The sequence below is a fragment of the Streptomyces sp. NPDC033229 genome (assembly GCF_055576875.1).
Window position 1 is genome coordinate 1 of record NZ_JBVIQR010000042.1, and the last position, 11,721, is coordinate 11,721.

Consider the following 11,721-nt stretch of genomic DNA (forward strand, 5'->3'; position numbering starts at 1 on the left):
CCCTCGCCGACCACAAACGCTGGAAGCAACTGACCCGCTGGACCCACAGACGCGACCGCCTGCCCGACACCTACCGTGCCATCGCCAACCTCGTACCTGACCGCTACACCACCGCCTGAGGACAGGCAATGAGCAGGTCAAACACGCCTCATCCGCTATCACGCACCAGCTCGTAAGAAGCCGCTCCACTCCACGCTCGCACAAAGGCCCGCATCCCCCGAACGAGGGAGCGGGCCTTTGTCTGTGCGGGACTGTCTGTGCGGGGGCTGTCTGTGCGAGGGCTCAAACGCCGGCGTAGGAGTGCTTGCCGGTGACGAAGATGTTCACGCCGTAGTAGTTGAAGATGTAGCAGCCGAACGCGGCCAGCGCGATGTACGCGGCCTTGCGGCCCTTCCACCCGGCGGTGGCGCGGGCGTGCAGGTAGCAAGCGTAGGCGACCCAGGTGATGAAGGACCAGACCTCCTTGGGGTCCCAGCCCCAGTAGCGGCCCCAGGCCGCCTCGGCCCAGATGGCGCCCGCGATGATCGTGAAGGTCCACAGCGGGAAGACCGTCGCGTTGATGCGGTACGCGAACTTGTCGAGCGACGCCGCCGACGGCAGCCGCATCACGAACGTGTCGGTGTACTTGGCCAGGTGCGCCTTGAAGCGCGCCACCCGCCGGTTCGACGGCAGCTCGGCCAGCAGCCGCTCCAGCCCGCGGCCGGTCCAGCCGCTCTCCAGCCGCGACTCGTAGCCGTCGCGGAAGAGGTACATCAGGGTGGAGCAGGCGCCCACCCACAGGGCCGCGCCGGAGATGATCGCGCAGGAGACGTGGATCCACAGCCAGTAGGAGTGGAGCGCCGGCACCAGCTGGTCGCTGTCGGTGTAGAGCACCGACAGGGCGAGGCCCAGGTCGAGCAGGATGGTGGTGACCAGGGGCAGACCGAGCCAGCGCACGTTCTTCTTGGCGACGAGCAGCCCGAGGTAGACCGCGACCACGGTCATGCCGAAGGTCGTGGAGAACTCGTACATGTTGCCCCAGGGGGCACGTTCCACCGACAGCGCGCGGGTGAGGACCGAGCCGGCGTGCAGGACGAACGCGAGGACGGTCAGGGAGATGGCGATCCGTCCGTAGACGTCGCCCTTCTCGCTGGTGCCCGCCGCGCCGGGACCGTCGGGGACGTCCCGGGTGCCCGCACCGGAGCGGGTGACGACCTTGGGACGCTCCAGCACGGCCGTGCCACCGCCCTGCCGCTCGGCCGTGCCGGCGGCGGCCGCCGCGGCGGCCTGGGGGGCGGTGAGCGCCGCGGCCGTGCGGCCGACCGCGCTACGGCTGCCGAGCACCCACTCGGCGATGTGCGCGAGGAAGGCCAGGGTGTAGACGGCCATGGCCGAATAGATCAGCACATTGCTGATCTCGGCCATGTTCTCGTTGGCTGCGGCAGCGATCGAGGTCACGCGCGCGCTCCTTCGGAGGAATCGGCGGAATCTGCGGGGTCGGACGTGGCAAGGGGCGGCGCTTGGGGATGCAGGGCGACGGCGAGGTCGGCAAGCTCCTCGGGGAGCCTCGCGGACTCACTGCGGCCCAGGCCGGCCAGTTCGACGACGGTGTGCCCGTCGGCGTCCCGGACGGCCCGCACCCAGACCCGGCGTCGCTGGATGAACAGCGAGCCGGCCACGCCGATCAGTGCGGCGACCGCTCCGACGAGGGCGGTGGTGTTGCCGGGCTTCTGGGAGATCTGGAAGGTGGCCCACGGCTTGATGCCGTCGAAGTGCAGCGTCCCCGCGCCGTCGGGCAGCGTCATGGTGTCGCCGACCTTGAGGACCTTCGCGAACGGGCTGCCGTCCTTGTCCTTGAACTGCTTCATCTTGGACACGTCGAGCTGGTAGACGCTCTGCGGCATGCCGGAGTCGATACCGAGGCTGCCGCGGTACGCGGTCAGGATGAGCCGCGGATTGTCCAGCGCGGGGAACTGGGACAGCATCGTGCCGGTCCGCAGGTCCAGCGTCGGCACGAAGTTGCCCTTGAAGCCGAGCTGGTCCTTCTTCCCGTCCTTGTCCCGGTAGTCACCGACCTTGAGCACGGTGGACTCGGTGACGTTGCCGTCCAGCGGCAGCGAGGGCACCGCGCCCTGGTGGGAGATGTTCCCCTGGCCGTCCCGGACGGTGACGACCGGCGCGTAACCGTGCCCGACCAGATAGACCTTCGAGCCGGCCGCCTCCAGCGGCTCGTTCACCTTGACCGTCTTCTTGCGGGGGGCGCCGTCCGCGCCCTCCCGGTAGGTGACGTGGGCCTCGTACGTACGAGGGGTGCCGCGCTGCGGCCCGGAACGCTCGTACGTGCCCTCGAAGCCGTCCAGCGTGAAGCTGAACGGGTCGAGGTCGTCGATCTTGAAGAGCGAGCCGGACTTGAAGTCGTCGTACTGGGTGATGGTGTTGGCGAAGCCGTCGCCCGCGACGATCAGCTTCTGCCCCTCGGACTTCCACAGCTGCCCGGAGGCGAAGGCCACCAGCATCACGATCAGCGCGATGTGGAAGAGGAGGTTGCCGGCCTCGCGGAGGTAGCCCTTCTCGGAGCCCACCGCGTCACCGGACACCCGGGTGCGGAACCGGCGCCGCTTGAGCAGCTTCTCCGCCGCCGCCAGCACCTGCTCCGGCTCCGCCTCGGTGCGCCAGGTGGTGTACGCGGGCAGCTTCGCCAGCCGGCGCGGGGCGACCGGCGGCCGGCCGCGGAGCTGGCCGACGAACTGCCAGGTGCGCGGCACGATGCAGCCGATGAGGGAGGTGAACAGCAGGATGTAGATCGCCGAGAACCACGCCGAGCTGTAGACGTCGAACAGCCCGAGCTTGTCGTAGAGCGGCGCGAGGGTCTCGTGGGCCTTCTTCCAGTTCTCGGCCTTCACCGCGTCGACGCTCGTCTGCGGGATGAGCGAGCCGGGGATCGTGCCGAGCGAGAGCATGAACAGCAGGATCAGCGCGACCCGCATGGAGGTCAGCTGCCGCCAGAACCAGCGCACCCAGCCGGTGGTCTCCCGCCACGTCCACGCCAGCGCGCCGAGCGCACCGGGCGCGCGGACACCGCCGAACGAACCGGGGACCGACTGCCCGCTGTCCTCGGCCGGGGCCGTGGACAGCTGTGAGCCGGCGTCACCGATGTCCTTGTCTTCCTGGACGGTGCTTGTCTGCGACTTGGCCATCTGATCAGACCTCGGGAACGTAGGAACTGGACCACGTCTGGAGCTCGGTGACCAAGCGGTCCCACATACCCGTGACGAGGAGGACACCGACCACGACCAGCATGAGGCCGCCGATCCGCATGACCCAGGCATAGTGCCGCTTGACCCAGCCGAACGCGCCGAGAGCGCGCCGGAAGGCCACCGCGGCGAGTATGAAGGGCAGCCCGAGGCCGACGCAGTAGGCGGCGGTCAGCACCGCCCCCCGTCCGGCGCTCGCCTGGTTCTGGGACAGGGCCATGACGGAGCCGAGCGTCGGACCGATGCACGGCGTCCAGCCGACCCCGAAGAGGACGCCGAGCAGCGGCGCCCCGGCGAGTCCCATGGCGGGCCTGGTGTGGAAGCGGAACTCGCGCTGCCCGAAGAGGTTCAGGGCGCCCATGAACGCGAGGCCCAGGACGATCGTGAAGGCCCCGAGCACCGTGGAGATCGTGCTCTTGTACTCCATCAGGGTCTCGCCGAAGAAGCCGAAGAAGGCACCCATGGAGACGAAGACGGCGCTGAAGCCGAGGACGAAGAGCGAGGCCCCGGCGACCATCCGACCGCGCTTGGCCTCGGCCATGTCCGCGCCGGTGACGCCGGTGACGTAGGAGAGATAGCCCGGTACGAGCGGCAACACGCACGGGGAGAAGAAGGAGACCAGCCCGCCGAGCACGGCGACGGGCAGAGCCAGCAGCAGCGCCCCGGTCAGGACGGTCTGGTTCAGGTCGCCGACGGCGGCGAGGGTGGTGACGGCGGTCACGGGGTCACTTCTCCGCGACCAGCGGATCGAGCGTCTTGCGCAGCTCGTCCTCGGTCAGCGCCTTGAGCGCACGCGCCGCGATCTTGCCGTCGCGGTCGATGAAAAGGGTCGAGGGAAGCGCCTGCGGGTTGAGGCTGCCCTTGGGGAAGCGCAGCAGGAGCTTGCCGGAGGAGTCGTGCAGGCTCGGGTACGGAACCTCGTACTCCTTCTCGAAGCGGATGGCCGGGGCGGGGTTGGGGTCGCGGGAGTTGATGCCCACGAACTGCACGCCCTTGTCCTGGTAGGCCTTGGAGACCTTCACGAGGTTCTTGGCCTCGGCCCGGCAGGGCGAGCACCACGAGCCCCAGACGTTAAGGACGACGATCTTGCCCTTGTAGTCCTCGGCGATGTCGAGCTGCTTGCCGTCGAGCGTCTTGCCGTCGAGGCCGGGCGCGCTCTGCCGGTCGGCCCGGTCCTTGACCACGCTCACCCCGCCGGTGCCCTGCACGAACTGGGTACCGCCACCGCTCTTGGGCTTGTCGCCCGTGCCGCACGCGGTCAGGGACAGGGCCGCGAGCGCGGCGAACATGACCGGCAGGGTGGTACGCCGGCGTGGGACAGGGCGTCGAGGGGCGCGGCAGGCACTCATGTGAAAAGTTTCGCATGGTCCATTTGGGGATCTTCCGCGCCCCCCTCCGGGGCCCCTCGTACGGGTTCCCGGGCCCCTCGGACGGGCCTATGGGCCTGCGGTGCCGTGACCGCGGGCCCGCCCCGTCGCTAGAGCGACGTCTTCCACTTCTCCCCGACCTGGAGGGTGCGCAGGTCCGCGAGGATCTTCGGGTCCTGGACATCCAGCCAGTCGACGAACTGCCGGAAGGAGACCAGGTGGACGTCCTTGTGCCGCTCGTCGGCGATGTGCTTGATCGCTTCCTCGACGGCGTCCATGTAGATGCCGCCGTTCCACTGCTCGAAGTGGTTGCCCACGAAGAACGGCGCCCGGTTCGTCTCGTAGGCGCGCTGGAATCCCTGGATGTAGGACTCCGTCGCCTGCTTGCGCCAGTACGAGTAGTTGGACCGGCGGCCCCGGGTGGTGTTCTTCGACTGATTGGCGAGGATGTTGTAGTCCATGGAGAGGACCTCGAACGAATGGCCGGGAAAGGGCATCTGCTGCAACGGCAGATCCCATACCCCCCGCCTTTTCTTCGGCCACATCTGCAGCCCGCCCGGTGAACTCGCGTCATAACGCCAGCCCAGCTTGTGGGCGACCGGCAGCAGATTGTCCTGGCCGAGCAGACACGGGGTGCGACCGCCGACGAGTTCCTTGCGGTAATCGAACGGCAGCGGCTCCACATCGGTGAATCCGCTGTTCGTGCGCCATTCGGTGACGAAGGAGATCGCCTGTTCGATCTCGGACCGCCAGTCCGAGGGCGTCCAATGCCCCACCGAGCCGGAGCCCTGGCAGAAGTGCCCGTTGAAGTGGGTGCCGATCTCGTGCCCCTCGAACCACGCCTCGCGCAGATTGCGCAGCGTCGACTTGATGTGGTCGTCGGTGAGATAGCCGATGTCGGATGCGCCGACCGGGTTGTTGGGGGGCTCGTAGAGGCGTTTTTTCGACTCGGGCAGGAGATAGATGCCGGAGAGGAAAAACGTCATCCGGGCACCGTGGTCCCGGGCGATCTTCCGGAAGCGGGGGAACAGCCCGTTGCCGACCTCACCGGCACCGTCCCAGGAGAAGATCACGAACTGCGGGGGCTTCTGGCCCCGCTCCAGCGGTTCGGGCTTGGGCGGCTGGTTCGGCTGCTGACCGGCGTCGGCGGTCGAACCGTCACCGATGGGTTTGGCCTTGGCCTGCTCGCTCGCTTTCGCCGCGGGGTCCTGCGCCTGGCCGGAGCCCGGGGGTGCGGAGCAACTCGCCGCGCCCAGCGCGGCCGCCGCTCCCACCCCCATTCCGAGGAGACCTCGTCGGCTGATGTCGCGCATGTCGTCTCCGTCCGTACTCGCCGTGCTTCACCCACCTGTCGTCCATATAAAACGACATTGGGTGAGAGAGCGCGTCGAGTACGGCGGTTGCGCGAATTCGCCGGTCTTTACGACCCTTTACTTGGCTTTGCCGCGCTTTGAGATCGTCAAGCGCCGGTTGACCAGGCGGCGTCGGAGCTCAGGCGCCGAACGCCTTTGCCCCGCCCTTGACCGGTTTGGCACCCGCCAACAGGTGCGCGGGCACCAAATCCCGGGCGGGCTCGCTGTAACCCACCGAAACGATTTTGTCCCCCCTATAGGTGAACGTCGTCAGGCTCGCCAGCGTGCACTGCCGCTTCCGCGGGTCGTGCCACAGCCGCCGCCGCTCCACGAAACTCCGCAGGATCCAGATCGGCAGCTGATGGCTCACGCACACGGCCTCATGACCGCGCGCCGCGTCCCGCGCGGCGTCCAGCGCGCCCATCATCCGCACGACCTGCTCGATGTACGGCTCGCCCCAGGACGGCTTGAAGGGGTTCGTCAGATGCCGCCAGTTGGCGGGCTTGCGCAGCGCGCCGTCGCCCACGCCGAACGTCTTCCCCTCGAAGACGTTCGCCGCCTCGATCAGCCGCTCGTCCGTCGCCAGGTCCAGCCCGTGCGCCTTGGCGACGGGCATCGCCGTCTCCTGCGCCCGCTCCAACGGCGAGGCGACGACGTGCGTCACGTCCCGCTCGGCCAGGTGCTCGGCCACCCGGTCGGCCATCTGCCGACCGAGCTCCGACAGGTGATAGCCCGCCCGGCGCCCGTAGAGCACGCCGTCCGGGTTGTGGACCTCGCCGTGCCGCATCACGTGGACGACGGTGATGTCGTCGTCGCTCTTCGCCGGGCCACTCGTCATGTCGCTGGTCATGCCACCCATCATTCCGTCGCCTCGGCTGCCGCCCGCGCCGCGGCCGGCAGCGCCGCCGCCACCTTCTCGATCGCCGCACCGTCGAGAGCCGTCGAGACGAACCACGACTCGAACGCCGACGGCGGCAGATACACACCCTGCGCCAGCAGCGAGTGGAAGAAGGCCGTGAAGCGGAAGGACTCCTGTGCCTTCGCCCCGTCGTAGTCCCTGACCTCGCGGTCCGTGAAGAACACCGAGAACATGTTCCCGGCGACCTGGAGGCGGTGCGCAACCCCCTCCTTGGTCAGCGCGGCGCCCACCAGACCACGGATCTCGGCCGAGACCGCGTCGACCTTCTCGTACGCCGCGTCGTCCATCAGCCGCAGCTGCGCGAGGCCCGCCGCCGTCGCCACCGGGTTACCCGAGAGCGTGCCCGCCTGGTAGACCGGGCCCGCCGGGGCCAGGTGCGCCATCACATCGGCGCGGCCGCCGAACGCCGCCGCCGGGAACCCGCCGCCCATGACCTTGCCGAAGGTCAGCAGGTCCGGCTTGACGCCGTCGATGCCGTACCAGCCGGCCTTGCTCGTCCTGAAGCCCGTCATGACCTCGTCGGAGATGAACAGCGCGCCGTTCTTCTCGCAGGCCGCCTTGAGCCCCGCGTTGAAGCCCGGCTGCGGCGGCACGACGCCCATGTTGCCCGGCGACGCCTCGGTGATCACACAGGCGATCTCACCCGGGTGGGCGTGGAACGCGGCGTGCACCGACTCCAGGTCGTTGTACGGCAGCACGATGGTGTCCCCGGCCTGCGCGCCCGTCACCCCGGGCGTGTCCGGCAGCCCGAACGTCGCCAGCCCGGACCCGGCCGCGGCCAGCAGCGCGTCCACGTGCCCGTGGTAGCAGCCCGCGAACTTGATCACCTTGGCGCGGCCGGTGAACCCGCGCGCGAGCCGGATCGCCGACATCGTCGCCTCGGTGCCGGACGACACCAGCCGCACCTGCTCGACCGGCTCGACGCGGGCGACGATCTCCTCGGCCAGCGCGACCTCGCCCTCACCGGGCGTGCCGAACGACGTGCCGCGGGCGACGGCCTCCTGAACGGCCGCGATCACCTCGGGGTGCGCGTGACCGAGGATCATCGGGCCCCACGAACACACGAGGTCCACGTACTCCCGGCCGTCCGCGTCCGTCAGGTACGGACCGGTACCGGACACCATGAACCTGGGCGTACCGCCCACGGCGCGGAACGCGCGGACCGGAGAATTCACGCCACCGGGCGTCACGGCCGCCGCCCGGTCGAACAGAACCTGCGAGACTGGGGCTTCATACGCATAGGGTTGTTCGGGCCTGACCTGCGGAAACTCGTTCACTGGTGCACTCCGTTCGCCCATGTCTTACCTTGATCCGCAGCTTCAACGACCCGCTGGCCGTCCTCGCTCATGACGCCCCACGCTGCTGCCTGCGGCGGAGCGAGGCCGACTCCACGAGGGTGCTTGGGAGCCCCCTCTACGTACTCATCTGCCATGCCGACAGGGTACGTCCCGGCCTTTGGCGGTAAGGCGCGCGCGGTACCCGCTACTCCTCCGGCCCACCGGCTCACTGTCCAAGTGAATAGGTGCCTCGGGTCCGAGCGAACCCGGCGACCAGTGAAATCGACTCCCCCGAGCTCCGCCCTCGTCTTGTGGCTCCCAAGGTGGGTACGTTCTCTTTCGTGTCCGGCGCGCGCCGGTTGGTCACCAGTTTTCGCGCGCGGCGGAAGATCGCGCACGGGACTTGGGGAGTTGGTACCGGCATGTCGTCTGACGCTGCTCGGGCATCGGAAGAGGGGTTCACTTCGGCGCGAGCGGCACGCGTGATGACTGCCGCGTGCCGAAGGGCGGGGCTGGATGACAGAGACGCAGAGCTGGTCCGGCTCGGGGAAAACGCGCTGTACCGGCTGGCGTCCACTCCCCTGATCGTGCGCGTGGCACGCTCGGCGGAGTACCTACCGGCGGCCCGCAATGAGGTAGCCGTATCCCGTTGGCTGGCGAAAGAGGGACTGGCAGCGGCCCGGGTCGTGGACGACCTCGAACAGCCACTTCTGATCGACGGCCACCCGGTGACCTTCTGGCATCTGATCCGTGAGGGGGACCGGAAGGCCACCTACGGGGAGCTGGGAGCCGTGCTCCGGGACCTGCACTCGCTGTCGCTTCCCAGTGATCTCGAGCTACCGCCGTACGACATCTTCGGACGCACGGACCTTCGGATCGAGCGTGCCGTGGGGATACCGGAGGACGATCGGGAGTTCCTGCGGAGCCGCGAACGGGAGCTACGCCACAAGGTGACGGACCTGCGCTTCGAGTCGCCCAAGGGGCCGGTGCACGGTGACGCGCACGTCCAGAACCTCATGGTGGACACCAGCGGGGCGGTGATCCTGATCGACTTCGAGGTCTTCGCCTTTGATCATCCTGAGTGGGACCTGAAGGTCACCGCCGTGGAGCACTACAGCTTGGGCTGGCAGACGGATGACCAGTACGCCGACTTCGTGAACGCCTACGGGCGGGATCTGCGCCACTGGCCCGGCTATGCCACGCTGCGTGACATCCAGGAGTTCCGCATGACGACGTGGCTCATGCAGAACGCGGCGGAGAGCGAGCGGGTAGCGGCCGAGTACGGGCGACGGATCTCCTCACTGCGGGATGCCGACGCGCCTCGGGACTGGCGGCCGTGGTGAGGGCTACTCCTCATCGAGCCGGGCGAGTGCAGCGCGTACCTGTTCGCTGAAAGCGGTCACGGTCGGGTGAGTCGACTGGGTGCTGATCTCGGTTTGGAAGTCGCTCACGTAGCGCTGAAAGCGGGCGGATTGCAGGGAGTCTCCGGCCTCGACGGCCAGACTCGCCGTGGCGACCGCTGTTTCCAGCTCGCCGTTGAGCAGTTGGCTCTGCGCCAGCACCATCCGGCAGAACCCGAGAGTCCGTGCGTACTTCGGGTCGGTTTCGTTCACGGCTCGCTCCGCGTGCAGCAGCGCTTCGGCGCGCTGTCTGAGATCGCGGAAGCAGTGGCAGAACTCGCCCATCAGCTCGGCCGAGTCGAAGTACGACAGCCATTCGGGATCTTCGGCTGTGGCTGCCCGCTCGAAGTAGCGCTCTGCCTCGTTCATGGCCCGGCCGGCGCCTCGTGGATCACCCAGGTTGGCCAGAGCGCGGGCCTCCATGGCTGCGAACATCGACATGGCACGCGGGGTAGCTCGGCCTTGGGCGCCTTCAAGGGCGGCACGGGCCAGCTGCACGGACCGAGTGTGGTTGCCCAGGTAATTGGCCTGGTGGCTGAGGTTGGCAAGGATGCGCCCGCCGAACATGCGATCACCGGTCACCTGGGACAGGCGAAGCGTTGACGTCAGGTACTGATGAGCCAGGCGGTGATTGCCTGAGTCGTACGCGGTCCAGGCGAGTAGCTGAGCGATCTCGGCGGCGGCTCCGAAGAGGGCGCTGCCCACCTTCTCGCTGTAGCTGGCGTCAAGCAGGGGCAGCACTTCGTGGCGGAAGTAGTGGCGGAGCGCCTTGTGCCCATGGCCACCGCCGAACTGGAAATCCAGTTCCATGAACATCTTGCCTGCGGTACGGATCGCTCGGACATCCCGCATGCCTACGCGCTGGCCTCCGGAACGCTCAGAGGGAATGCCGTCAGGGCGGGCGACCATCCAGGACAACACTGCGGAGCTGAGATCGCCTTCCGCGATGACGAAACTGCCGCTTCCCGATACTTCCGCGCTCTTCTCGCTGAGACCGTCGAGCATGGCAAGCGCGTCGGCAGGAGAGTCGGGGTATCCCACAGCCAAAGGGGCTGCTGGCTCGGCCTTCCCGAAAAAGCCCAGGTCAATGGGGGTGACCGTGCGCTGAAGCTTGGCACTCAGCGCGGCAGCGGCGATGGCCGCGGCCTTCGGCTGGATGCCCGCTCCGTCCCGCCATCGCTGCACAGAGACGTGAGTGGTTCCCAGGTGATCACCCCGCTGTGCGGCAAGGTCACGCATGCGCTTCGCCAAGCCCTTGTTCGAGACCTTGGCTTCTGCCATGAGAGAGATCAACTGTTCATTCGGCTCTCGGCTCATGCTCCCCTGGCCTTCGCTCGACGCCTGGGATTCATGCTGGCACAGCGAACTGACGTTGGGGGGTTCATCGGTGAACCCCCTTGGTGGAACCCCGTGTTCACGTGAACCCCCGGGTGAACGCTCCCGGTTGCACTCGGCAGGTCGTTCACTGTTCGTCACGCGGCACCGGAACAGAGGTTCCGCCGACGGACGGAGGACCAGCGGTGAGAGCAAGGAAGGCCAACCGGTCGGTGAAGGACCCTCCGGCGGTACCGCTGCACGACGTGGTGCAGGACGGTTCCCAGGAACGCTTCCGCGCGATGACGCTCTTCGTGGAGTCGCCGGACACAGTGCGCGCCGCCCGCGACATGACCCGTTCGGCCCTCGAAGACTGGGGGCTGAACGATCTGGTGGACGACACACGGTTGATCGTCTCGGAACTCGTCGGCAACGTGATCCACCATGCCGTTCCGGATCAGCACCTGGCCGTACCCGGTGCCCATCGCCGGATCGACGTAACTCTCCGGAAGTGGCCCGATTGGCTGCTCATCGGAGTGGCTGATGAGGACTCCAGCCCACCCACCCCTCCCATCGGTGACATGTTCTCGCCCCACCTGGTGGACGGACTTCCCGAAGCGCTGCTGCCGGACTGCGGGCGCGGGCTCATGCTCGTTCAGCGCCTGGCGGATGCACTGTGGTGGTGCCCGGGAGACGAGGGCGGCAAGACAGTGCTCTGCCGCCTCGACCTGGCCGGACGGTCCGCCGGCCTTCACCGGTAGAGATCCGGGCCGCTGCCCTGCCGATACCTCCCTACGCGATCGGGAGGTGGGCGGCGACCTGCGTCGGACAGGGACTGACCATCCGGTTCGGCGGAGCG

At 68.1% G+C, this 11,721-nt stretch carries 10 protein-coding genes and 1 pseudogene; 3 read left to right on the forward strand and 8 right to left on the reverse strand.

The annotated features are described in order from the left end of the window. A pseudogene (locus ACZ53N_RS29160) lies at window positions 1-119 on the forward strand (transposase family protein); the annotation flags it as partial. Between the two features lie 163 nt (window positions 120-282). Here the strand turns inward: ACZ53N_RS29160 and ccsB are convergent. From ccsB to hemL, 7 genes are all read right to left on the reverse strand, one after another. Further along, a complete protein-coding gene (gene ccsB, locus ACZ53N_RS29165) occupies window positions 283-1,404 on the reverse strand; it encodes a c-type cytochrome biogenesis protein CcsB (protein WP_469143835.1) in 1,122 nt (373 codons plus the stop codon). Window positions 1,405-1,433: 29 nt separating this feature from the next. Continuing rightward, window positions 1,434-3,176: a cytochrome c biogenesis protein ResB gene (gene resB, locus ACZ53N_RS29170; RefSeq protein ID WP_469143800.1), complete on the reverse strand. Its 1,743-nt coding sequence runs from the start codon at window positions 3,174-3,176 to the stop codon at window positions 1,434-1,436. Window positions 3,177-3,180: 4 nt separating this feature from the next. After that, window positions 3,181-3,954, reverse strand: coding sequence for a cytochrome c biogenesis CcdA family protein (locus ACZ53N_RS29175; RefSeq protein ID WP_370419846.1), 774 nt, complete (start codon window positions 3,952-3,954; stop codon window positions 3,181-3,183). Window positions 3,955-3,958: 4 nt separating this feature from the next. Continuing rightward, window positions 3,959-4,582, reverse strand: a complete 624-nt coding sequence (locus ACZ53N_RS29180) for a TlpA family protein disulfide reductase (protein ID WP_469143801.1) — start codon at window positions 4,580-4,582, stop codon at window positions 3,959-3,961. Window positions 4,583-4,710: 128 nt separating this feature from the next. Continuing rightward, entirely contained in the window at window positions 4,711-5,913 is a 1,203-nt protein-coding gene (locus ACZ53N_RS29185) for a polysaccharide deacetylase family protein (RefSeq protein ID WP_469143802.1), read from the reverse strand. A gap of 178 nt (window positions 5,914-6,091) precedes the next feature. Then, entirely contained in the window at window positions 6,092-6,802 is a 711-nt protein-coding gene (locus tag ACZ53N_RS29190; protein ID WP_356448874.1) for a histidine phosphatase family protein, read from the reverse strand. An 8-nt stretch (window positions 6,803-6,810) separates the two neighbouring features. Next, a complete protein-coding gene (gene hemL, locus ACZ53N_RS29195) occupies window positions 6,811-8,169 on the reverse strand; it encodes a glutamate-1-semialdehyde 2,1-aminomutase (protein WP_469143803.1) in 1,359 nt (452 codons plus the stop codon). A gap of 401 nt (window positions 8,170-8,570) precedes the next feature. Here hemL and ACZ53N_RS29200 point away from each other — a divergent pair, with 401 nt between their 5' ends. Further along, a complete protein-coding gene (locus ACZ53N_RS29200) occupies window positions 8,571-9,491 on the forward strand; it encodes a phosphotransferase enzyme family protein (protein WP_469143836.1) in 921 nt (306 codons plus the stop codon). A 3-nt stretch (window positions 9,492-9,494) separates the two neighbouring features. Here ACZ53N_RS29200 and ACZ53N_RS29205 read toward each other — a convergent pair whose 3' ends face one another. After that, window positions 9,495-10,865, reverse strand: a complete 1,371-nt coding sequence (locus tag ACZ53N_RS29205; protein ID WP_469143804.1) for a sporulation protein — start codon at window positions 10,863-10,865, stop codon at window positions 9,495-9,497. 254 nt (window positions 10,866-11,119) lie between these two features. On the opposite strand from ACZ53N_RS29205, the gene ACZ53N_RS29210 reads away from it, so the two are divergent. Beyond that, window positions 11,120-11,623, forward strand: a complete 504-nt coding sequence (locus ACZ53N_RS29210; RefSeq protein ID WP_469143837.1) for an ATP-binding protein — start codon at window positions 11,120-11,122, stop codon at window positions 11,621-11,623. Window positions 11,624-11,721 lie beyond the last annotated feature (98 nt).